The 22,234-nt window shown below is 68.1% G+C and carries 24 protein-coding genes and 2 pseudogenes; 13 read left to right on the top strand and 13 right to left on the bottom strand.

Annotated features, from left to right (window positions below; genetic code table 11):
* Window positions 1-69: 69 nt before the first annotated feature.
* From F1D05_RS42000 to F1D05_RS38885, 8 genes are all read left to right on the top strand, one after another.
* Complete coding sequence (locus F1D05_RS42000) at window positions 70-204, top strand: hypothetical protein (RefSeq protein WP_281388953.1); 135 nt, start codon at window positions 70-72, stop codon at window positions 202-204.
* A gap of 14 nt (window positions 205-218) precedes the next feature.
* Window positions 219-1,466: an MFS transporter gene (locus tag F1D05_RS16095; protein ID WP_246486741.1), complete on the top strand. Its 1,248-nt coding sequence runs from the start codon at window positions 219-221 to the stop codon at window positions 1,464-1,466.
* A 69-nt stretch (window positions 1,467-1,535) separates the two neighbouring features.
* Window positions 1,536-2,456 carry a hypothetical protein gene (locus tag F1D05_RS16090; protein WP_185448430.1) on the top strand — a complete coding sequence of 307 codons (921 nt, stop codon included), beginning with the start codon at window positions 1,536-1,538 and terminating at the stop codon, window positions 2,454-2,456.
* A gap of 223 nt (window positions 2,457-2,679) precedes the next feature.
* A complete protein-coding gene (locus F1D05_RS16085; protein ID WP_185448429.1) occupies window positions 2,680-3,927 on the top strand; it encodes a DUF445 domain-containing protein in 1,248 nt (415 codons plus the stop codon).
* 127 nt (window positions 3,928-4,054) lie between these two features.
* A complete protein-coding gene (locus tag F1D05_RS16080) occupies window positions 4,055-4,396 on the top strand; it encodes a helix-turn-helix domain-containing protein (protein ID WP_185448428.1) in 342 nt (113 codons plus the stop codon).
* Window positions 4,393-5,307, top strand: a complete 915-nt coding sequence (locus F1D05_RS16075) for an ImmA/IrrE family metallo-endopeptidase (protein WP_185448427.1) — start codon at window positions 4,393-4,395, stop codon at window positions 5,305-5,307. Before F1D05_RS16080 ends, F1D05_RS16075 begins: the two co-directional genes overlap by 4 nt.
* Window positions 5,304-5,744, top strand: a complete 441-nt coding sequence (locus tag F1D05_RS16070) for a hypothetical protein (RefSeq protein ID WP_206686231.1) — start codon at window positions 5,304-5,306, stop codon at window positions 5,742-5,744. Before F1D05_RS16075 ends, F1D05_RS16070 begins: the two co-directional genes overlap by 4 nt.
* Window positions 5,745-5,770: 26 nt before the next feature.
* A complete protein-coding gene (locus tag F1D05_RS38885; protein WP_206686230.1) occupies window positions 5,771-5,932 on the top strand; it encodes a hypothetical protein in 162 nt (53 codons plus the stop codon).
* Between the two features lie 228 nt (window positions 5,933-6,160).
* Here the strand turns inward: F1D05_RS38885 and F1D05_RS16065 are convergent, their stop codons facing one another.
* A complete protein-coding gene (locus F1D05_RS16065; protein ID WP_185448426.1) occupies window positions 6,161-7,228 on the bottom strand; it encodes a 2-oxoacid:ferredoxin oxidoreductase subunit beta in 1,068 nt (355 codons plus the stop codon).
* Window positions 7,225-9,219 (bottom strand): 2-oxoacid:acceptor oxidoreductase subunit alpha, encoded by a 1,995-nt coding sequence (locus F1D05_RS16060; protein ID WP_246486740.1) that lies wholly within the window; start codon window positions 9,217-9,219, stop codon window positions 7,225-7,227. Before F1D05_RS16060 ends, F1D05_RS16065 begins: the two co-directional genes overlap by 4 nt.
* A gap of 415 nt (window positions 9,220-9,634) precedes the next feature.
* On the opposite strand from F1D05_RS16060, the gene F1D05_RS16055 reads away from it, so the two are divergent.
* Both F1D05_RS16055 and F1D05_RS16050 read left to right on the top strand, forming a co-directional pair.
* Window positions 9,635-10,444, top strand: a complete 810-nt coding sequence (locus F1D05_RS16055) for a hypothetical protein (RefSeq protein WP_185448425.1) — start codon at window positions 9,635-9,637, stop codon at window positions 10,442-10,444.
* 25 nt (window positions 10,445-10,469) lie between these two features.
* Entirely contained in the window at window positions 10,470-10,826 is a 357-nt protein-coding gene (locus F1D05_RS16050; RefSeq protein ID WP_185448424.1) for an NADH-quinone oxidoreductase subunit A, read from the top strand.
* Window positions 10,827-10,832: 6 nt separating this feature from the next.
* Here F1D05_RS16050 and F1D05_RS16045 read toward each other — a convergent pair whose 3' ends face one another.
* Complete coding sequence (locus tag F1D05_RS16045; RefSeq protein ID WP_185448423.1) at window positions 10,833-11,735, bottom strand: ornithine cyclodeaminase family protein; 903 nt, start codon at window positions 11,733-11,735, stop codon at window positions 10,833-10,835.
* A 219-nt stretch (window positions 11,736-11,954) separates the two neighbouring features.
* Here F1D05_RS16045 and F1D05_RS41995 point away from each other — a divergent pair.
* From F1D05_RS41995 to F1D05_RS16035, 3 genes and pseudogenes are all read left to right on the top strand, one after another.
* Window positions 11,955-12,353: pseudogene (locus F1D05_RS41995) on the top strand (membrane dipeptidase); the annotation flags it as partial.
* A gap of 85 nt (window positions 12,354-12,438) precedes the next feature.
* Window positions 12,439-12,975, top strand: coding sequence for a dipeptidase (locus tag F1D05_RS41990; protein WP_281388952.1), 537 nt, complete (start codon window positions 12,439-12,441; stop codon window positions 12,973-12,975).
* A 182-nt stretch (window positions 12,976-13,157) separates the two neighbouring features.
* Window positions 13,158-13,391, top strand: a complete 234-nt coding sequence (locus tag F1D05_RS16035) for a hypothetical protein (RefSeq protein ID WP_185448422.1) — start codon at window positions 13,158-13,160, stop codon at window positions 13,389-13,391.
* Window positions 13,392-13,433: 42 nt separating this feature from the next.
* Here the strand turns inward: F1D05_RS16035 and F1D05_RS41985 are convergent, their stop codons facing one another.
* The 10 genes and pseudogenes from F1D05_RS41985 to F1D05_RS15995 form a co-directional block, all read right to left on the bottom strand.
* A complete protein-coding gene (locus F1D05_RS41985) occupies window positions 13,434-16,166 on the bottom strand; it encodes a helix-turn-helix transcriptional regulator (protein WP_281388951.1) in 2,733 nt (910 codons plus the stop codon).
* Between the two features lie 33 nt (window positions 16,167-16,199).
* A pseudogene (locus F1D05_RS40300) lies at window positions 16,200-16,302 on the bottom strand (hypothetical protein); the annotation flags it as partial.
* 215 nt (window positions 16,303-16,517) lie between these two features.
* Window positions 16,518-16,679 (bottom strand): hypothetical protein, encoded by a 162-nt coding sequence (locus tag F1D05_RS16025; RefSeq protein WP_185448421.1) that lies wholly within the window; start codon window positions 16,677-16,679, stop codon window positions 16,518-16,520.
* Window positions 16,680-16,694: 15 nt separating this feature from the next.
* Entirely contained in the window at window positions 16,695-16,826 is a 132-nt protein-coding gene (locus F1D05_RS41980; protein WP_281388950.1) for a hypothetical protein, read from the bottom strand.
* A 333-nt stretch (window positions 16,827-17,159) separates the two neighbouring features.
* On the bottom strand, window positions 17,160-17,327 hold the full coding sequence (locus F1D05_RS16020; RefSeq protein ID WP_185448420.1) for a hypothetical protein: 168 nt from the start codon (window positions 17,325-17,327) through the stop codon (window positions 17,160-17,162).
* Between the two features lie 107 nt (window positions 17,328-17,434).
* The gene (locus tag F1D05_RS16015; protein ID WP_185448419.1) at window positions 17,435-18,418 is read right to left on the bottom strand and encodes a PfkB family carbohydrate kinase; all 984 of its coding nucleotides are present in this window, start codon (window positions 18,416-18,418) and stop codon (window positions 17,435-17,437) included.
* Complete coding sequence (locus F1D05_RS16010; RefSeq protein ID WP_185448418.1) at window positions 18,415-19,431, bottom strand: ADP-ribosylglycohydrolase family protein; 1,017 nt, start codon at window positions 19,429-19,431, stop codon at window positions 18,415-18,417. Before F1D05_RS16010 ends, F1D05_RS16015 begins: the two co-directional genes overlap by 4 nt.
* On the bottom strand, window positions 19,428-20,144 hold the full coding sequence (locus tag F1D05_RS16005; protein WP_185448417.1) for a GntR family transcriptional regulator: 717 nt from the start codon (window positions 20,142-20,144) through the stop codon (window positions 19,428-19,430). The genes F1D05_RS16010 and F1D05_RS16005 overlap by 4 nt, the downstream gene beginning before the upstream one ends.
* Window positions 20,144-20,677, bottom strand: a complete 534-nt coding sequence (locus tag F1D05_RS16000) for a cysteine hydrolase family protein (protein WP_185448416.1) — start codon at window positions 20,675-20,677, stop codon at window positions 20,144-20,146. The genes F1D05_RS16005 and F1D05_RS16000 overlap by 1 nt, the downstream gene beginning before the upstream one ends.
* Entirely contained in the window at window positions 20,677-22,140 is a 1,464-nt protein-coding gene (locus F1D05_RS15995) for a purine-cytosine permease family protein (RefSeq protein WP_185448415.1), read from the bottom strand. Before F1D05_RS15995 ends, F1D05_RS16000 begins: the two co-directional genes overlap by 1 nt.
* Window positions 22,141-22,234: the final 94 nt, after the last annotated feature.

Here is a 22,234-nt window from a genome sequence, read left to right as displayed (position 1 = left end):
CCCGTCCGGCGTCGCCGGGGCGGGGGCGGCCATGACATCTGTCATCGCGAAGTAGGGGCGCCTTGGGCGGTGTTCGTGCTCACTCTGCACACGGTGTGGAGCATCACGGTCCCGATCGTGCTGGTGGAGGCTGGTGGTCGCGTGGCGGCGGGTGGCAGTGGTCACACCCGCGGCTGGGACGACGGCCCCGGCGGCAGAGGGTGATGAGACAATCAGGCGTGACCACCTCAGTAGCTCCTGACGGTCCGCGCGCCTCGCGGCATCTGGGGCTGGCCCTGCTGGCCTTGGCGATCGGTGGTTTCGCGATCGGGACCACCGAGTTCGTCACGATGGGGCTGTTGCCGCAGATCGCTGACGGGGTGCATATCTCCATCCCGACCGCCGGGCACGTCGTCTCGGCGTACGCGATCGGTGTTGTCGTCGGCGCCCCCGTGATCGCCGCCCTCGGCGCGCGGACCGGCCGCAAACGCCTGCTGCTCGGGTTGATGGCGGTCTTTGTCATCGGCAACGTTCTCTCGGCCGTTGCCAACAGCTACGAACTCCTGATGGCCGCCCGGTTCCTGACCGGCCTGCCGCACGGTGCGTTCTTCGGGATCGGCGCCGTCGTCGGCACCTCGATGGTGCCGGCGAACCGGCGGGCCTGGGCCGTCTCGATGATCATGGTCGGCCTGCCGGTGGCCAACATCATCGGCGTCCCGCTGACCACGCTGCTCGGTCAGCGGCTCGGCTGGCAGATCCCGTTCCTGGCGGTCGGCGTACTCGGTCTGCTGACCCTGGTCGCGGTCTGGTTCTGGGTCGCGCCGCAGCCGGTCGGCAACGACGTCAACGTCCGCAGCGAACTGAGCGCGCTGGCGAAACCGCAGGTCTGGATGGCGCTGCTGGTCGGCATGGTCGGTTTCGGCGGCATGTTCGCGACGTACTCGTTCATCACCCCGACGATGACGGAGCTGGCCGGCTTCAGCGAGACCGCGGTGACGATCGTGCTGGCGGTGTACGGCGTCGGCATGACCGGCGGCACCCTGGTCGGCGGCCGGCTGGCCGACCGCGCGTTGATGCCCAGCCTGTACGGCGGGTTGGTGGCCGTCACGATCGTGCTCGGGACCTTCGGCTGGCTCGCGCAGTCCAAGCCGGGCGCGCTGATCGGGGTGTTCGCGATGGGGTTCAGCGCGAGCATTCTGATCCCGGCGCTGCAGACCCGGTTGATGGACGTCGCTCACGAGGGTCAGTCGCTCGCCGCCTCCCTGAATCACTCGACGCTCAACGTCGCGAACGCTCTCGGCGCCTGGCTCGGCAGCGTCGTGCTCTCCGCGGGTTATGGCTACGAGTGGCCGAGTCGCGTGGGTGCGGTGCTGGCTGTGGCGGGTCTGGTGCTCGCGCTGGTGTCGGGGCTGATGGACCGGCGTACGGGCCGGGCGGTTGGCGAGGGCACGACATCGCCTGCTGTGGAGGGCTACTCTCAGCGGTAACTGGTTCGGGGAGGTGCCGGGATGCGCAGCCATAAGCTCGGCCGATCCCGGGCGACGTCTGGCCAATCCATGATCGATCGGTCCCGGGAGTTCGAGGCCGGGCGGGTAGCGCGGTCCTCTGGCAGTGACGGACCGCTGGCGCACCTGCAGCACACGGCCGGCAATGCGGCTGTCTGTCAGCTGCTCTCGTCGCTGCGTTCCACGGACCTCGCCGAGATCCGCTCGGTCGAACCTCGCGCCGACCGCCTGGACCTGTACGCCGGTGCCGCCACCGCGCAGGTTCCGCCCGGCGGCATGGACGCGATTCAGTCCAACGAAGCCAGCTCGGCGCTCGGTGCCGCGGCCGGATGGACGGGCATCAAGATGGCCGGCGCCTTCGTCACCCCGAACTTCACCACCAGCTGGATCCGGCCGGCCAAGCCTGGTGAGGACCACTTCGTCACGGTCGATCCGCCGGTGGCGTCGCCCGACGCGGTGCACGACTCGTTCTTCCCGGCGCCGGGCGACCACAAATGGGGGACGCATACCGCGCCCGGTGCGAAGGGCAAGACGTACGCCGCCTGGCATCGGGTCAGTACGGACATCTCTGGTCTCATCCAGCGCGGCGAGCAGGAGCATTTGGATGACGCGAGGCGTGCGTACGACCTTTCGTACGGGCTGATCACGAGCACGATCACGGGAATGGCCGCTCAGAAGTTCGGCCCGGCGAAGACACCTGCAGCCGCCGAACAGCTGGCGACGGACGCCTTCGACGCGAAGCTGCCCGCGGCGCTCTCGGTGAAGCAACCGGGCTACCGCGGCGCTTGGCTGGCCATGCTGGAAACCCTGCTCCGCCAAAGCAAACTCCGCGACCTCCGCCAATGGCACGACATCGAACACGCCAAGCCCCTCACCGAGACCGATCGCTACATCTACCCCCTCCAATCCACCCCCACCACAAAAATCGGGGTCCCCTCCGACCAGGTCGTGAACTACCCAACCACCCCGTAACAGCCGTCCGCGGGCGTACGGACCTCGTCGGCCTTGCCCCGGGCTCTGCGCCTGGGTCCCGCACTCCGCTCCTTCGCCCCGCGCAGCTACGCGCGCTCTGCGCCTGCGTCCGCACGTCTTTCCCGCGCGCTCTGCGCGCCTTCCCTCCCTTCTTCCCCAGATTCAGGGGTGTCTCCGGCGGTTGCCGGAGCCTGATGCTTTCGTGGGTTGGTTGAATCGGGGTATGGCGACAATGGTTTTGAGCGGGGCGGATCTGGTGCGGAAGCGTGGGCTGCGGCAGATGCGTATGGTGGCGCTCTCCTTGCTGGTCCTGGCGGCGATCATCTACATCTTCACGCTGCACCACGACGGCGGCTGGGGATACGTGAACTCGGCGGCCGAGGCCGCGATGGTCGGTGCGCTCGCCGACTGGTTCGCCGTCACCGCGCTGTTCCGGCACCCGCTCGGGTTGCCGATCCCGCATACCGCGATCGTGCCGACCCGCAAGGACAGCCTGGCTGAGAGCCTCGAACAGTTCGTCACCGAGAACTTCCTGTCCGAAGAGGTCGTCGCCGAGAAGATGCGGACCGCCGAGGTCGGCCGCCGCGTCGGCGAATGGCTTGCCGCGGGCAACCACGCCGAGCGGATCGTCGAGGAAGGCGCCCGCACGATCGGCGCCGCACTCCCGAAGCTCGGCGACGACGACGTCACAGCATTCGTCCAGGGCTCCCTCCTACCCCGCTTCGCTGAGGAGCCCCTGAGTCCGATCGCCGGCCACTTCCTCAAGTCGGTCGTCGACGACGGTGCCCACCACGCTCTCTTCGACCTGCTGATGGTCGAGGCGTACGACTGGCTCAGCGAGAACCGGGAACTCCTGACCGAAGTGGTCGGCCCACGCGCACCCCGCTGGTCCCCGCGCTGGGTGGACTCGATCGTCATCGATCGGATCCACCGCGAGGCGCTCACCTGGCTGGCCGGAGTACGGGACGACCAGCACCATCCAGCCCGCAAGGCCGTCGACCGCCTGCTCGACCAACTGGCCGACGACCTCCAGCACGATCCAGAGATGATGGACCGCTTCGAGGCCTTCAAACGCCGGATGCTCACCCACCCCGACATGGGCACCAGTCTGACCGCCGTCTGGGACGCAGTCCGTACTGCGTTGATCGACGCGATCGCCGACCCGGCCGGCCCCCTTCGCACTCGCGGCACCCAATTCATCAAGGACCTGGGCACCCGCCTCCAAACCGACGACACCCTCCGCGCCCGCGTAGACACCCGAGCCTCCGAGGCAGTCACCTACGTGATCCGCACCTACGGCCCCGAGATCGTCTCCGTAATCTCCGACACCATCGAACGCTGGGACGGCCGAGAAGCCGCCGACCGGATCGAACTCCACGTAGGCCGAGACCTCCAATTCATCCGCATCAACGGCACCGTCGTAGGAGCCCTGGTAGGCCTCCTAATCCACACCCTCGCCCAACTCCTCTAGCAACCGGCGGCCGAGTCGACGGCTGAGCGTCGACGACCTGCGCGGTGCGCACAGGAACCGGTGAGTCCGAATTGCCAGGGATCTCTGCCGGAGATAGACTGAATCACTACGAGGGAGAGTGATTCAGGTGGTCCACGAGGGCGAGCAGTCCCGCCGGATAGCTGAAGCGCGCGAAGCGGCCAAGCTGTCGCAACGCCAGCTCGCGACTCGCTCCGGGATCGCCCAGGCCACGCTCTCACGCATCGAGCAGGGCACGCGGGCCGCCAAGATGAACGAGATCGTCATCCTCGCGGACGTGCTCGGCTGCACGATCTCGGAGTTGACCGGCCTCTCGAGCGTGCAGGAACGGCTGCAGTGCGTCGCCCGTGCAACGGACGACGCCGATATGAAGACCATGTACAGCGAGCTGAGCCACTACCTGGAACTGGATGCGTATCTCGAGGATCAAGGAATCTCGCCGCAGATATGAACGCAGAGAACCAAGGGCGGGCGCGAGCGGAGGCCTTCCGTAAGGAGCACAAACTCGGGCACGTCCCACTGCCTGACTTGGTCAGTCTGATCGAGCTGACACAGCATGTCGATGTCGCGGTGCTCGATGCAGAGCCGGCTGAGCACGGCATGACAGTGCGCGATCCGGCCCGCGACGTGGTGATGGTGGCTGTCGCCACGACTCGTAAGCCGGTGCGCCAGCGCAGCACGCTCGCGCATGAACTCGGGCACGTTCTCTTCGGCGACTTCGCTCCACCGAAGACCGGCGGCTGGGACAGCCGGAGCCCTGAGGAGATCCGCGCTGATGCGTTCGCTCGGCACCTGCTCGTACCCGTCGCCGGCATCGAGGCAGTGCTTGCGGATCGCGTCGTCGGTGGATCGCGCGAGGGGGAGCGACCTGACAGGGAAAAGGTCGCGCTGCCGGAGCTGTCCATGATCGTGCAGCGGTTCAAGGCGTCACCAGTTCTGGTGGCGATCCAACTGCACGAGGGCGGTTTGATCAGCGCTGCCCGGAAGAAGGAGTGGATGGCACTGTCGACCCCGACGCTCGCATCACGCTTCGGGTGGACCGACCTCTACCAGGGATGGCAGCAGGAATCTGACACTCGACGGGCCCCTCAGCGCTTGTTGTCCAGAGCGATCCAGGGCTACGTGGCCAACGTCGTATCCCTCGCAGCAGTTGCACGACTCCGCGGTCTGCCAGTCGAGCAGGTCGCAACGGAGTTCGAGTTGGCCGGCATCGTGCCCGACCCGATCGAGCCGGTCACCGCGCCGATCAAGCCCGCGGACAGCCGTCGCCCGGACACCGACTTCAGCGACCTCGACGCCCTCGATGAGCTGACCGACCGTCGCGGTGTCGCAGGACATGATTCGGGAACGCATCGCGAATGACCGACCCCGTCATCGTCGACGCAGGACCGGCCCTGAACTTCTTTTCGATCAACCAGGAACGCCTGCTTATCGATGCCGTGGGCAAGATCGCCGTACCGGAAACCGTTGCTGGAGAGATCAAGGGCAAGGCAAAACAGGATCCCCGCTTCCGGGTCGCCGCCGATGTCTGGGCGAAGCTGGCGCAGAGCGTCTGGCTCGAGGTGCTCTCCGACAACGCGACCCCGGAACTCGCGGCTGCCATCCAGCGCATTACCAGCGTGCCGATGGCAGAGCGAATGACCAGAGCCAAGGACCTCGGGGAGATCATGGTGCTCGGGCACGCCGCCGTTCGGGCGGAGGGCGGAAGTGATGTCGTCGTGCTGATCGATGATGGGCGCGGCGCGGCGCGGCGCTCGCGGCAGTCGAAGGTGCTCGGCTTCAGCGTCTGCAGAAGCTAGGGCGCCCTGTGGGGAGCCTGAGCCTCATGAGCACACAGGTGGTTCTGGAGCACGCCGCAGGTCGCAAGTACCTTCCGGATCGAAAGGCCATGCGGCAGGTCCCTGACCGGCTGCGCCTCTCTGACGACGGGTTGGTCGACATCCGGCAGACGGACCTCTTGTCCAAGCGTGTCTTGCTCTCTGCCTGAAGCTGCCGTCGGCTGGACACCGGCCGCAACCATCTGCACGTGAACCGGGTAGGGCCGCCGCAACCAGCGGCGCGTGAGCCCGGTCACCACACCAGGCCGAAGACAGCCTTTGCGAGCGTGACGATCACCTTGGTCGCCGCCGCAAGCACCGGCCGCTGAGCCGCGACGGAGGTGCGGCGACCCCGGGGTGGGTGGGAGCGGCGACGTATGAGGTGCGTGGGGGCTTTCTTAGTTGACTGTCCAGGTGTCGGCGCCGGTTACGAGGGCCTGGAGGTCGCCGGGGCCTTGGGATTCTTTGGCGGTGGTTACCTGTTGGCGGACCAGGTCGTCGTATGCCGGGCGTTTGACCGAGCGGAAGACGCCGATCGGGGCTCGGTGGAGGACGCCGGTGTCGGTCAGGCGGGAGAGGGCGAAGGCGTAGGCCGGGTCGTCGGCGTGGGCGTCGTGGATGACCAGGTCGGCCTCGCCGCCGGGGAGCGACGCGACCTCGCGCACCGCGAGGGAGGCGAAGCCGTCGCGTACTACGCCGAGGCGGCCGTCGGTGCCGAAGCGGATGGGTTCGCCGTGGACCAGCGGGATGATCGCGTCGTCGCGGGTCTCGGGGTTCTTGAACGCGTCGAAGGCGTTGTCGTTGAAGATCGGGCAGTTCTGGTAGATCTCCACGATCGCCGTACCGCGGTGGGCCGCGGCTTCACGCAGTACGGAGGTCAGGTGCTTGCGGTCCGAATCGACCGTGCGCGCCACGAAGGTCGCCTCCGCGCCGAGCGCCAGCGAGACCGGGTTGAACGGGTTGTCCACCGACCCCATCGGCGTCGACTTCGTCACCTTGCCCGGCTCCGAGGTGGGGGAGTACTGCCCCTTCGTCAGGCCGTAGATCCGGTTGTTGAACAGCAGGATCTTCAGGTTCACATTGCGCCGCAGCGTGTGGATCAGATGGTTGCCGCCGATCGACAGCGCGTCGCCGTCACCGGTGACGACCCAGACGCTCAGATCCGGCCGGGCCACCGCGAGCCCGGTCGCGATCGCCGGTGCGCGACCGTGGATCGAGTGCATGCCGTACGTCGAGAGGTAGTACGGGAAGCGCGAGGAGCAGCCGATCCCGGAGACCATCGCGACGTTCTCGCGCTTGATCCCGAGCTCGGGCAGGAACCCCTGGAAAGCAGCCAGTACTGCGTAGTCGCCGCACCCTGGGCACCAGCGGACCTCCTGGTCCGACACGTACTCCTTGCGGTTCTGCGGCTCGTCTGCGGTCGGGACTCCGTGGAGGCCGGGCAGACCCAGGTCGATCGTGCTCATCGTGCTCCCTCCGGGTTCAGATGTCCGTTGGCAGAAGAGTGCGTAATGGGATCGTGCAGCGCCTCGCCGTGGGTGACCGCGGCCGCGTCGGCGCCCAGATGCCGGGCGTCGTCGTCGATCCCCTCGGTCTCCTCGACCAGGTTGCCGATCACCTCGGCGAGTTCGGCCGCGCCGAGCGGCATGCCGCGGACCTGCGCGTACGAGACGACGTCGACCAGGTACTTCGCGCGGAGCAGCATCGCCAGCTGGCCGAGGTTCATCTCGGGGACGAGCACCTTGTCGTGCGACTTGAGGATGTCGCCCAGGTTCGACGGGAACGGGTTGAGATGCCGAAGGTGCGCCTGCGCGATCTTGCCGCCCACCTTGCGGACCCGGCGGCACGCGGCACCGATCGGCCCGTACGTCGAACCCCAGCCGAGTACCAGCACCTTCGCCGTACCGTCCGGATCGTCCACCTCCAGTGGCGGGACGGTGATCCCGTCGATCTTGGCCTGCCGGGTGCGGATCATCAGATCGTGGTTCGCCGGGTCGTAGGAGATGTTGCCGGTCTTGTCCTCCTTCTCCAGACCGCCGATGCGGTGATCGAGCCCCGGCGTACCGGGAATCGCCCAGGCACGGGCCAGGGTCTCCGGATCGCGCAGGTAGGGAAGGTAGATCGGCTCACCCTTGTCGTTGGTGGCGTTGGGCCCAGTCGTGAAATTCGGGTCGATGGAAGGCAGATTCTCGATCACCGGGATCTGCCAGGGCTCCGAACCGTTGGCCAGGTAGCCGTCGGACAGCACCATCACCGGCGTCCGGTAGGTGACCGCGATCCGGGTCGCCTCGACCGCGATCGCGAAGCAGTCCGCGGGGGACTGGGCCGCGACCACCGGCAGTGGTGCCTCGCCGTTACGGCCGAACATCACCTGCAGCAGGTCGGCCTGCTCGGTCTTGGTCGGCATCCCCGTCGACGGGCCGGCCCGCTGGATGTCGCAGACGACGAGCGGCAGCTCGAGCATCACGCCGAGGCCGATCGTCTCGGACTTCAGGCTGATGCCCGGGCCGGACGAGGTGGTGACGCCGAGCGCCCCGGCGAACGAGGCACCAAGGGCAGCGCCGACACCGGCGATCTCGTCCTCGGCCTGGATCGTCGTCACGTCGAACCGCTTCAGCTTGGACAGCTCATGCAGTACGTCGGACGCGGGCGTGATCGGATACGCGCCGAGCACCAGCGGCATCCCGGCTCGCTGGGCGCCCGCCACCAGGCCGTACGCCAAGGCGAGGTTGCCGGAGATGTTGCGGTACTGGCCGGTGGCCATTCTCGCCGGCTTCACCTCGTACCGGACCGAGAACTCCTCGGCCGTCTCGCCGAAGTTGTAGCCGGCCCGGAAGGCCGCGATGTTCGCGTCCCGGATGTCGGGCTTACCGGCGAACTTCGTCTGGAGGAAGCTGATCGTCGACTCGACCGGTCGCTGGAACAGCCAGGACACCAGGCCGAGGGCGTACATGTTCTTCGCCCGGGACGCGTCCTTGCGGGTCAGGCCGAACTCCTTGACCGACTCCACCGTCATCCCGGTCAGGTTCAGCGGTACGACGTGGTAGCCGTCCAGCTCGCCGGTCTCCAGCGGGTTCTCGTCGTACCCGATCCGCTTCAGGTTCCGGGCGGTGAAGTCCGCGGTGTCGATGATCAGGGTCGAACCGCGCGGTACGTCGGTCAGGTTCGCCTTCAGGGCGGCGGGGTTCATCGCGATCAGCACATCGGGCGCATCACCAGGCGTCAGGATGTCGTGGTCGGCGAAGTGCAACTGGAACGACGAGACGCCCGGCAGAGTCCCGGCTGGTGCCCGGATCTCGGCGGGGAAGTTGGGCAGGGTCGACAGGTCATTGCCGAACGATGCCGTTTCCGCTGTGAACCTGTCCCCCGTGAGCTGCATCCCGTCACCGGAGTCACCGGCGAATCGGATCACCACGCGGTCGAGCTGCCTGACCTCGATGGTCACTGGTCTCTTCATCTCCAAGTCGAGCTTGGGCCGGCCTGATCTCTTGTGGAGACAGCCGATCCCCCCGGTAGGGCGATACCCCCATGTTAGTTCGCCCCTTGTACGGAACCACGCAGAAGCCAGTGCAGTCCACAGCCTGGGATCACCCATCGCTAGTGCGCCGTGTCGGAGGTTCCGTTGCGCTACCGGCGCCCAGGCACGCACCTCACGGCAGCGGAGGAAAGGCCACGATGGAAAACATCGAGGCCTTCCCTCCGCCACCGCGAGGCACGCACCTGACCACCGCTATCGCTAACGGAACCTCCGACACGGCGCACTGGTGACTCAAAGCAGTCGTTCGCTTGCCTTCTGCAGTTATTACCGGCAGGGTGTCGTCATTGATCTGTGATCTACCCCGGGATCCACCCGGGCTCGAGGGAGTTCCACCATGGGCGTTCGCCCGATCGTCATGCTGACCGTGGTGCTGCTGCTCGCACCGTTGACTGCTTGCGGCGCGACCGCCCTGCCGGCAGAGAGCTCGCTCACGCTCCAGAGAAGCCAGGCGGCCACACAGGCCGCTGCGCCGGTCCGGACCGTGAAGATCACCAGCATCCGGACCAGCGACTACACCAATGGCACGCTGACCGTGGCCGGGACGCTCACGCCGGCACCAGCCCCCGGTTCTCGCGTCGCCCTTCAGCGCTGGTCGGCGACGGCGGGCTGGCAGGAGATCGGCCATGCCAGCGCGTCCGGCACCCAGGTGACGATCTCCGCGAACCAGCCCGGCTCGATCCGCACGTACCGGCTCGCGATCGGGCCGCAGGCGCCGTACGCCGCTGCCGCGTCCGCGCCGACCGGGTTCAACCACTACGTCTGGCGGGGCATCTACAAGCAACCGCTGCTGGCCAGCGGCGGCAAGAACCACCCGCAGTACAACATCGTCCCGCCGGCCGAAGGCCCTCGCCGGGCCGAAGCCGAACTGCTCGCGGACAAGGGCGGTCTGGTCTGGGGCGACATCAACAGCGCGGGCTGCAGCTGGGTGAAGAACTGGCTCGGCAACATCACCGACGGCACGATCCGCGCCTCGCTGCTGAACGGCAGCACGGTGCTCGGCACTCTCGACCAGGTCCAGGAGAGCGAGGGCTGGCTGAACCGCCAGATCGCCGGCGTCACCCGGCTGCGCCTCCAGGTCGCGGACGTGAATTCCGGCTACGGCCCGCAGGTCGCCACCGACTCGATGCTGCTCTGCACCAACTGAGCCTGCAGCACCTAAAGTAGGCAGCGTGTCAGAGGGCTACGGAGTTGTCGCGGCGATTCTCGTCCTGGGTCTCGGCGGCCTGATCGGCGCTTTCGCGCTGAACCGCGCCCTGACCATCACCTACCCGACGGCCGAAAAACTCAAGACGTACGAGTCGGGCGTGGACCCGGTCGGCGAAGGCTGGGCCCAGGTCCACATCCGCTACTACCTCTACGCCTACCTCTACGTCATCTTCGCCGTGGACGCGATCTACCTCTTCCCGTGGGCAGGCGTCTTCGCCGCCGTCGGCGTCTCGTCCCTGATCGAGATGTTCGTCTTCCTCGCCTTCGTCACAGTCGGCCTCCTCTACGCCTACCGCAAAGGCGTCCTCTCCTGGACCTGACGGTCGTCAGCTGACCGTGTGGAGGTGGTGGGTTATTGCCCAGTCTTGGGGGCCTACGCCCACGGATTTGAAGATGGTGCGGCCGGTGGGGGTGGGGTGGGTGGTGAGGGCTGTGCCTAGTTCGAGGAGGGCGGACTGGGGCAGGGTGCCGGAGGTGACGGCGTCGATGATTTCGCCGGATTCTTCTAGGGCGGCCTCGATCTGGTCGACGACGACTAGGGAGGCGTCGGCGAAGAGGGGGCGGGGGAGTTCGCGCATGGTGGGGCGGAAGGCGCCGATGGCGTTGATGTGGACGCGGTCGGGGAGGGCGGCGAGCTCGAAGAGTGGAGTCGAGGAAGACGTCGCGCAGCAGATCACGTCGGCGTCGGAGACCGACTCACCGATCGAGGTCGACGGGACGAACTTCACCTCGGGGAACTCGGTGGCCAACTCCGACGCCAGCGAAGTCGCCCGAGCGAGGTTTCGTCCGGTGACGGTGACGCGGGCGATACGCCGTACTGCGAGGACCGCGCGGGCCTGATCCGCCGCCTGAGCGCCGGTACCTAGCAAGGCGAGTCGGGTCGCGTCGGGCGGCGCGAGGAGGTCCGTGGCCACACCGACGACCGCGCCGGTCCGCAAGGTGGTGATCGATATGCCGTCGGCGACGAACTGTTCGCCGTCGCCGGTCCAGATCACCGTCGCGCGGATCGCCGGGATCTGGTCGAGGGCGATGCCGATCTTCTTCACCACCGCGGTCCGGGTAGGGGTGTGGTACGCCGACATCACCAGTACCGCGCCGTCGCCGAAGATCTGCCTGGCCGGTAGGACGAAGTGTCCGGCAGCCAGGTCCAGGAACGCCTGCCTGACCACGTCGATCGCGACCGGCATCGGCGTCAGGCGACGTACGTCGTCGGCAGACAGAACCTTCATGGCCCGTACCTTAGGTGCTGGCGAATCGCTAGTGCCCCGCGGCAGGAATCCACCCCGATCTCCGGCGCCCAGACGCTAACCCCCCGGATCCTCGACGCGGGAAACTCAGTCGGAGAAGACCGCTTACGTCCGAAGACCGGAGGGACCTGCCCCGCAGCTCTTCGGACGTAAGCGGTTGGCCTGCGGATTCGGGGACGACGGAAAAGCTGAGGGGAATCGATGACGGAGCTGCATCGGGACGCGGTGGTCGCGGACGCGCACAACGACCTGTTGATGCTGGTGGCAAGACGGCCGCGGCGGAACTGGGTCGGGTACTTCCGCGAGCGCTGGATCCCGCAGCTCCGCGAGGGCGGCGTCGACGTCCAGGTGCTGCCGGTCTTCATCGACGACGAGTTCCGTCCCGAAGGCTCGTTGCGCGAGACGCTCCGGATGGTCGAGGCCGCGCACCAGATCGCCGAAGGCAATGGTGACGAGGTGGCGCTGTGCCGCAGCGGGGCCGAGATCACCGCTGCGGTCGAGGCGAACAAGATCGCCTTGGTCCTCGCGTTGGAGGGCTGCCCACAGATCGACGTCGATCTCGAACTGCTGCAGACGCTGCAGCGCCTCGGCGTACGGATGGCTTCGTTCACCCACTTCGGCCGGAGTGCGCTCGGCGACGGCTCCGGTGAGGACGCGGCGGGCAGCCGGCTGACCCGGGGCCGGCGTGGAAGCGGTCGGGCTGCTGGAGGAACTCGGCGTCCTGATCGATGTCTCGCACGTCGGCCGCGGCGGCGTCGAGCACATTCTGGAGCTCGCCACGAAGCCGGTCGTCGCCTCGCACTCGAGCGCCTTCGCGCTGCGCGAGCACCACCGCAACCTGACCGACGAGCAGCTCCGCGGGATCGCCGCGACCGGGGGCGTGATCTGCGTGAACTTCTTCGCGGGCTTCCTGACCACCGAGAAGCCGACGATCGGCCACCTCGCCGGCCACGTCCAGTACATCGTGGACGTTGCCGGGGAGGACCACGTCGGGCTCGGCAGCGACTTCGTCCAGGAAGTGTTCGACGAGAAGATCCCGGCTTGCGATCGGCCGCTGATCATCGAAGGCCTCGACGCCGACATCCACGTCCCGGGCCTCGAAGGTCCGGCCGGTATGCCGCTGCTCACCGACGAACTGGTGTCCCGCGGAATGCCCGAACCAACGATCCGGAAGATCCTCGGCGCCAACCTGCTCCGCGTCCTCGGCGACCTGAGGGCGTAGCGGAGAGTAACCTGCCGCCGCAGGGAACGGTCGTTGCCTGATCACCCTGAGTCATTGCCTCGCACAACAATCGCTCCTGATGCCTTGTTATGTGACGGATTGCTATCTGCCTGTCGCCAATTCGTTAAAACAGGGTTAAGGTGACTACTCGGGGATACGGGGCGAATACGGGGTGGTGAGGTATGTCTTGGCAACTCTGGGTATTGGTTGCGACGGCTGTGGCGGGTGGGGTCGGTTTCTTCGTGCTGAAGCTGCGGCACGCTGAAGAAATCTTCAACCAGATCGTCGGTCAGACCGCCGGCAGCACAGACCCGCGCGCCGACGAGGTGGGCCGCCGGCGCCTCGAACGCGAGTCGAACCGGCGAGGGGCCTTCACCCACCTTCCGCACATAGCCGGCCACCGCCGCCACCACTAGCTGCCGGCATCGCACGCCCGGCACTGCTGGACCGCAGCGGCGTCAGCTGTCCAGCAGGCCGTCGCGGCGGGCCACGGCGGCTGCTTCGGTCCGGGAGCGGACACCGAGCTTGGCCAAGATGTTGGAGACGTGCACGCTGACTGTCTTCTCGCTGATGTAGAGCTCGCGGGCCAGTTGCCGGTTGGTCCGGCCCTCGGCCAGCAGCGCCAGCACCTCGGTCTCGCGAGCGGTCAACGCGGCGGGCCCCATCCCCGCTTCGGCTCCACCGAGCTCGTCGAGCAGCGGTTTGGCCCCCAACTGCCGGGCCACCTCGGTCGCGAGCTGGGTCTGCTCGTGCGCGTCGGTCATCCGGCCGGCCGCACGCAATGCCGCCGACAGATGCACCCGCGACCACGCCTGCTCGAACACGTATCCGTACCCGAAGGCATCCACGGTCCGCCGCCAGGTCGCGACATGCTCCTCGGCCGTCGGCGCATCGATCCCCGCCAGCCAGCGCAGCCGCTCCCACTCGGCTTCCAGCCGGGCCAGCCAGGCGATCCCCTCGGCCCCGAGCACCCGCCCGGGCGGCGTTCCCTTCTCGGCGGTCGCCTGTCCGTCGCCGACCAGCTCCGCGCCCCGCGCGACGAGCTCCGCGGCCGCACTGGGCTCACTCACCACTCGGTGGCTGAGCAGCTGGAGCCCGAGTGCCGAGAACCGGATCCTCGCCATGAACCAGTCGGTCTGGAACGCGTCGGCACACAGCGCCGATACGTCGGCGATGAGCTTCTCCGCCTCGGCGGTCTGACCCAGCGCGCGATAGGCGTCCACCGCGGGCTGCAACCCGATGATCGGCAGCATCACATCGAGCGACCACCACTTGCGCAGCCGTTCCAGGTCCTCGGCAACCGAGGTGTCGCCGCGCCCGCCCCGGACAGCCAGGCCCACGCCGCGCAAAGCGGCCTCCGCCGCGATCGGCGTCATCGAACCGACCCGGGCGGTGGCAGCTGCGCCGTCCCAATCGCCGAGCATGAACTGGGTCAGCGCGAGCATCCGCCGGGCGTCGAACCCGTACGCGGCCCACTGCCGTCCGAGCTCGCCCGCCCGCAGAGCGGCGTCCTGAAGGGCAGTCCTGGCATTGACCAGGTCACCTTGTTCGTAGTGGGTAGAGCCGAGCAGGAACCGGCTGCGTACTTCGGCCGCCGGGTCTCCGGCCAGCTGGGCCCGTACGGCGGCCTCCTCCAACTGTTTCGCCGCGGCGACGGGGTCACCCGCACGGCGGCGAAGGATGGCGAGGGTGATCCCGGCGTCGCCCGCTGCCGACTCCTGGCCGACCTCGCGGGCGATCTGGACCGCCTCGAGCGCCCAGCGCTCTGCCTCCATCGGCCGGCCGAGCGCGTCCGAGACCCGCGCGTACAGCGACATGACCTCTGCCTTGAACACGCTCGCAGGCTCGTCCGAGGTCAGCCGCAGAGCCTGGGTGATGGCCTCGTGCGCCTCCTGGTCGTAGTCGATGTACAGCGCGATCTCGGCCAGCGGCATCAACAGCTGGGCCCGCTGGAGGCGCGGAGCATCGGCCGGCAGCTCGACCAGGGCCTTGCGGAGCAACTTCAGAGCTCGCGGTTGCTGCGCCGAGAGGGCGGCTGCCTTTGCCGTCGCGACGACGAGCCAGGTCTTGTCGATGCTGGCGTCCTCGGCCGCGTTCGGATACAGCTCCAGCGCCATCTCGTAGTGCTTCAGTGCCTCCTGCGGCGCAGCGACCGAGATCGCCTCCTGACCGGCCCGCACCCGTGCTTCGAAGGCGGTCGCCAGATCATGCGACCTGGTGGCGTGCCCAGCCAGCTCCGCCGCAGTACCGGCGACTGTCTGGTCCTTCAGTGCTTTCGCGTACGCCGCGTGCTGGCGCACCCGCTCGCCCGGCAGCAGGTCGTCGTACACAGCCTCGGCCAGCAGCGCGTGCCGGAAGTAGTAGCTCGCGTTGCCGGGGTGCTCGATGATGTGCGCGTCGATGAGCTCCCGGAGCGCGGCGTCGAGCTCGCGGTCCGGCAGCCCGGCCACGGCGGTCAGCAGGGTGTGCGGAACGCGTCGCCCGGCGACGGCGATCACCCGGGCGACCTGGCGCGCGTCGTCCGACAGTGGGTCGAGGCGGACCAGCAGGAGATCGGCCAGATCCGGTGGCACCATGTCGCCGTCGCCCATGGATGCGGCGGCGACCAGCTCCTCGGTGAAGAAGGCGTTCCCCCCGGCCCGCTCCAGAATCCGCCGTACTTCGACCTCCGACAGCGGTTCGGTGGTCAGCTCGTTGAGCAGGGTCAGGGACTCGTCGGCGTTCAACGGAGCCACGTTCACCCGGCGTACGCGCGGGATGCGGGACCACTCGGCGATCGGCCGGCGCAGCGGGTGCCGACGGTGCAGGTCGTCGCTGCGGTACGAGACCACCAGCGCGAGCCGTTGCGAGGTCAGCCGGGTGAGCAGGAAACCGATCAGGTCCCGCGTCGAGTCGTCTGCCCAGTGCGCGTCCTCGATGATCACCAGCAGCGGCTCGCTGGTGGACAGCGCGGTGAAGGCCCCGAGCACGGCGTCGAACAGGGCGGCGCGGTCCAGCTGGCCGTCCTGCGGAACGGCGGGCGCGCCGATCAGCCGGTGCGTGGGCAGCAGCCGGCTGATCGCGGGGAAGTTGTCGAGCACGCTCTCGACCAGGTCGGGGCGCTCCCCGGCCAGCCGGCCGAAGATCTCGGTGAAGGCGAGGTACGGCAGGCCCGGCGTCGCCGAAGTCGGTGCAGTGCCCGACCAGGACACCGAACCCGCGCTCGTGCGCGCCGGTCGCGACCTCGTCTAGCAGCCGGGTCTTGCCGACGCCCGCGTCACCGGACAGCAGAACTGCACCGGCGCGACGCGTTTTCGCGTCGTCGACGGTGCTGAGCAGGGCGGCCATCTCGGTCGAGCGGCCGACGAGGGGTGTCGAGGTCCAGGGCACGTCGTCCATCTTCGCCCCTGGAGCCGACACAAATCGACGGCATCCCGTCCGCGCGCTGTCCGCGGCCGAAAGAATCACTGTCCGAACACCTGTACCACCGGCTGGGTGAGGGTCGGGAGAAAGAACACCGTCCCCGACCTGGAGTAACCGGTCGGGGACGGTGGATGCGGGGGTCATGCGGCGTGGGTGGGTCGCAGGGCCCGGCGCGCTTGCCGCGGTTCAGGCTTGGGGGCCTGCTGCTGGCTCTCCTTCCGGGGGGTGACCCGGAACTCGCGCTTGGTCCGCTCTTGTCGGTAGGCGGTCTCCGCCTGGATCGAGTAAGTGTTGATGAACATGGTTGTTGCCTCCCCTCAGACGTTCTTGGTGAACAGGTGGACGAGGTGCCGGCTGGCTCCGGTACGGCGAGCCGTCCGGCCGTAGTCGCGGGTGAGACGCTCGCGGCGGTAGGTGACCTCGGCCTTGACGCTGTCGGTGGTGAACATTTCGGTTGCCTCCTGGCTGTTGCTCCCGGCTCCTTGCCGATGCCCCTAATCTGCTCGTCTGAGGAGGGGCCGCACATCGGACTTCCTCCCTATCCCTGGCCCTAGGGACTCACTAGGTAGTCCTCAGCTGGCTGGAATGCCGCCTAAGGCCCCCTTCTCGTACGCCGCAGGCGACTGGCCGTCGCGCGGGCACAGGTGAGGGAAAGCGAGAGGTTCAGAGGAGGTCTGCCTGAGGCTTGCGAGGCGGAAATGCGGCAGCGCGGCCGGGGTCTGGGAGGGACCTCGGCCGCGCTGCGCAGTGGGGGGATTGGGGTTGGGGTGGGGACCGGGCATTCACATGGCGTGCCGGGCCTGGACCGCTGGGCGGCAAGCCTGCTGCGGTGTGGGCTTCGGGGCGGGCTTGGGCTTACGGAACCACAGTGGGCGCTGGTAGTCCCGCTTGATCCGCTCCTGGCGGTAGGCGATCTCCGCGTCGAGGAACTGGGAAGAGTAGAACAACATCATGATCTCCTCCGGGAGTGTGTCGATGCCCAGACTCTGCTCGCCTGAGGAGGACGGGCACATCCGCACAACTCCCTATCCCGGTACCTACGCCCACGCCGGGCGCACTAGTGCTCCCTTAGGAACCCCTCGAGCTCACTCCTGGACGGCCCGGTAGCCGGTCCGCGACGAGTGACCGCAAGAGCCGCGGCCGCATTGGCCCAGCGGGCCGCCTCCACCGGTTCCTTGCCCTCGGCAATCCCTGCCAGAAATGCCCCCGCGTGGGCGTCCCCGGCACCGTTCAGGTCCACTGCATCCACGGCGAACCCCTCGACAGCCACAACCTCACCCCGTACTGCGAGCAGGCAGCCGCCCGACCCGATTCGAACCAGTACTCCGGGCGCCGGGTCCGGGGCGATGGACGCGTTGCCCGGGATCACCCCGCCGCGGCCAGCCCGAGCAGCCAACGCAGCGGCGGCGACAGCAGCGGCGCCGGCAGCGGCGGCGGCAGTAGCGGGGTCAGTCAGGCCTGTCAGCGCCTCCGCCTCGGCGGCGTTGCAGCTGATCCAACTGGCTCTCGCGAGGACGGCTTCAAGAGCAGTTGAGGGGATGTCGGCAACCAAAGGACCCGGGTCGAAGAAGACCTGTACGTCAGCCGGGATCGTCTCGAGCCATGGGACCAGAGCTGCTCGGTTGGAATCGTGGAGCAGGCTGTAGCCGGACAGGTACACCACGTCGTCAGGATCCGGCCGCCGTAGGTCGGCGCTGCTCAGAGTTGCCTCGGCGCCACGGCTGGTGACGAAGGTACGTTCGCCGGACGAGTCGACCAGCGTGACCACGAAACCCGTGTCCAGCTCCGCCCTTGCCGGGAGCAACCACTCGATACCGGCTGCGGTGAGAGCGGCTCGCGCCTTGTCGCCGAAGGGGCCGGTGCCAAGCGGACCGGCGTACAGGGTGGTGAGGCCGAGCCGGGAGGCGGCAGCCATCACGTTGAAGCCGCCGCCGGGGGTGACCGTCGTGCTGGAGGCGATCACGTCACCGCCGCGGACCGGGAGATCGCCCACGGTGAGCACGAGGTCGACGACGACGTTGCCGAGGTGGATCAGTCTCATGCGTCGCGTACTTCGAGGAGGCGGTCGGCCAGGTCGTCGAGGTGGAGGCCGTTGACCTCGGCAACGGTCTGCCGGGCATCCGCCGGGAACGCGTCGAGGCCGTGGCAGGCGCCGGCCACCGCTCCGGCGATCGCCGCGATGGTGTCCGTGTCGCCACCAACCGACGCTGCCAGCCGGCAGACGAGCCAGGGGTCGTCCGGGTAGGCGGCGAGGACGGCGAAGGCGGCCGGCACGGATTCCTGGCTGGCCAGGCTGGTGCCGACCAGGTCGTACAGCAGTGCAGACACGGCGCCCGGCCGAGGAGGGGTAGTGCCAGGCGCCGTGTCGATCAGGGAGGTGGCCCAGGTGATTCGGGGGGCGAGGGCTGCGCCGGCTACCCAGTGGCCGCGGTCGGCTGCTTCGGCGGCGGCCTGGATCGCGATCGGGATCGCCTCGGCAACGGTCGCGCCGTCGATGCCTGCGCTGACCGCGGCAGCGACGGCCGCGGCGGCTGACAGGGCGAGGCCGGTGTTGTGCGTCGCCGCGCTTGCCGCGACCACGCGATCGAGCAGCAAGCCGGCTGGAGTAAGTGAGGTCGCGATGCCGACCGGCGTGATTCGCATGGCGGCGCCGTTCGTCGTACCGAAGCGGCCGGTCTCGGTGATGTCGGTGCCGGCCAGGAGTTCGTCGATGGCTCGCCTGGTGGACGGGCCGAGCAGGTCGAGCGAGCCGCGGGCGCGCATCGAGACCTCCCAGGCCAGCAACTTCCGCGCCAACTCGTGCCCGTCGATCTTGCCGCGCGAGGAGACGACGAGCTCACCGAGCAGGACTGCCTGCTCGGTGTCGTCGGTGATCGCGCCGGCCGGCATCCCGGCGGCCAGTGGCTGATCGTCAGGCGCAGGGTGGAAACCGTCGAGCAGTTCGCCGTACCGCTCGACGATGAGCGCCCTGGGCAACGACTGGGTTGGCATCCCGAGCGCGTCGCCGATCGCCAGGCCGTAGAGAGCACCGGCTGCGCGCGTAGTACGAGTCACCGGCTGGTCCCGTTGTAGTTCAGGCTGAGTTCGAAGTGCAGTGGATCGAGGAGGCTGTCGACCTGCTCGGCGAACCGGTCGTCGGCCGTCCAGCTAGTACGCCGGGTGTGCAGGAACCAGGTGCCTACGGGCCGGTCCAGCAACGCGGCCTCCTCCGCGTCGAGCGGCCGGCCCCGGAGCCGCTGCCGGCCGTGATCGAGATGGATGCCGGCCTGGCTGAGGCTTGCGGTGATCGAGTCGTCCAGTAGTCCCCGGGACGGCAATTCGCGGAGGTGGCCGAGTGCTGGGATGCGGCTGCGTTCGATCGAGATCGCGGCTCCGCCGACGATCACCCGGAGCCGTTCGATCACGACGAAGTCAGGCGACTCCATGGCCAGTCGATCGGCCAGTCGGGCGTCCTGCACGAGCGCGAGCCGAAGTACGCGGACCTGGGTCTCGACGCCCTGTTCCGCGAGCGCGTGGGTCCAACCGAGCCGGTCGTCCAGCGGTCGGCCGTCGAAGAGGACGAAGGAACCCTTACCGGTGCGGGTGGTGATCAGGCCGTCCTCGGTCAGTACGGCGAGCGCCGAGCGGACCGTGTTCCGGCTGACCGCGAACCGCTTCGCGAGTTCGATCTCGCCGGGCAACTGGTCACCGTGGCCGACCCGGCCGGAGCGGATCTCCCGGGCCAGCACCGACGCGATCCGCTCGTGCTTCAGGTTCACCCCCCGCATCACTGCTGCTCCGCGCGCCGTACCAGCTCGTCGACGGTGACGACCTCGAGCATGGGGGAGTAGAGCCGCATCAGGTCGATCGCCTTGCGGTGGCCGGCCTCGTCCACACCGGCACACGCATCCTCGACCACCTGTACTGCGACGCCGGCGTCGACCGCGGCCAAGGCGGTGGTGAGCACGCAGCATTCCGTGCTCACCCCGCTCAGGACGAGTCGCCCATTCGCGGCCTCCGCGAGGTCGGTGCCCCATTTGCCGAAGGTGGTCTTGTCGAGCGTGGGTGCGCCACGGAACTCGTCCACCAGCTGATACGCGTACGAGTCGGGGGACTGCAGCGCGAACGGGTACAGCTCGTAGTACGGGATCCAGGAGCCGGTCGGTTGTTCGGGTGCGATGAAGCGGGTGAAGACGACGTCCGGCGCGAACAGCTCGACCAATCGTTGGGTCGGCTTCACCACGCGCTGGAAGTCAGGGGTCGCCCAGCCGCTCTCGGGTTCGGCGAAGATCCGTTGCAGGTCGATGATCGCGAGCACCATCAGGCGGCTACCTCCTGTGCTTCGACCGCCCGCCGGCCCGCCAGCAGTTGCACGACGAAGGCCACGACGAGGGCGAACAGCACGCCCAGATTGGCGAAAGCCCAGTTGCCCTGCTTGCCGCCGAGTCCGAGCGGGTCGAGCAGGTAGCCCTGCCAGGTGAGCCACTTGGCGCTGCCGTTGGTGACCAGGCCCCAGCCGATCGCGGTCGTAATCAGAATGGTTGCTACGGGCAACCAGCGGATGTCGCCGTACCGGCCGTTGCGGTCGAACAGGTCGGCCTCGGCGTAGTCGCGCCGCCGGCTGGCGATGTCGGCGAGCATGATGCCGCACCAGGCCGCGACCGGCACTCCGAGGGTGATCAGGAAGCCGGTGAACTGGCCGAGGAACTCGTCGCCGAAGAACACCACGTAGATCGTGCCGGCGATCATGATGACGCCGTCGACGAAGGCCGCGACGTACCGCGGTGCCGGCAGTCCGATCGAGAGCAGGGCCAGGCCGGACGAGTAGATGTCCAGCACCGCACCCCCGACGAGTCCGAGGACGGCGACGATCACGAACGGCACCAGGAACCAGGTCGGCAACGTCCCGGCGAGGGCCCCGATCGGATCTGCCGCGATGGCCGTGGAGAGGTCCGGCGAGGAACCCGCGAGCATCAGGCCGAAGATCAGCAGGACGATCGGCGCGATCGACGAGCCGAAGGTGGTCCAGCCGATCACGCCGCTGCTGGACGCGGAGCGCGGGAGGTAGCGCGAGTAGTCGGCCGCCGCGTTCACCCAGCCGAGCCCGAATCCGGTCATCAGGAAGACCAGGGCGCCGATCACGGCCTGGGTCGAGCCGTTCGGCAGGCCGCTCACCGTGCTCCAGTGGACCTGGTCGGCAACGAGTGCGATGTAGACGACGGTGAGTACGCCGGTGACGATCGTGATGATCGTCTGCATCCGCATGATCAGGTCGAAGCCGAGCACACCGCAGCCGACGATCAAGGTACCGACGACCACCAGCGCGATCACCTTGGTGACGCCACCGCCGCCCCAGCCGAGGCGGTCGAAGACGGTCGCCGTCGCGAGCGTGGCGAGGATGGTCAGCACGGTCTCCCAGCCGACCGTCAGCAACCACGAGATGAGCGAGGGCAGCTTGTTGCCCCGTACGCCGAACGCGGCCCGGCTAAGCACCATCGTCGGCGCGGAACCACGCTTACCGGCCAGCGCGATCAGACCACAGAGCAGGAACGAGAAGACGATCCCGACCACGCCGGCGATCACGGCCTGCCAGAACGAGATGCCGAACCCGAGCGCGAACGCCCCGTAGCTGAGCCCGAGCACCGACACGTTGGCGCCGAACCAGGGCCAGAACAGATGGTTCGGCCTGCCCTTCCGATCGGCGTCGTCGATAACGTTCAGCCCGTTGAGCTCCACCTGCAGAGCCCGAACCTCGCCCGGCTCCACCTGCACCTGATCCGTCATCGGTTCTCCCACTCGAAATGAACCTGTCCAGTCCTGTTCAATCAAGCTACGACGGCCGGATGTCAGGGTCAAGGAGCGGTTTGACCTAGAGCCC

It is taken from the genome of Kribbella qitaiheensis, assembly GCF_014217565.1.
GTDB lineage: Bacteria > Actinomycetota > Actinomycetes > Propionibacteriales > Kribbellaceae > Kribbella > Kribbella qitaiheensis_A.
Note: the sequence above shows the minus strand (reverse complement) of the source record. Positions and strands in the feature narration are given on the sequence as shown.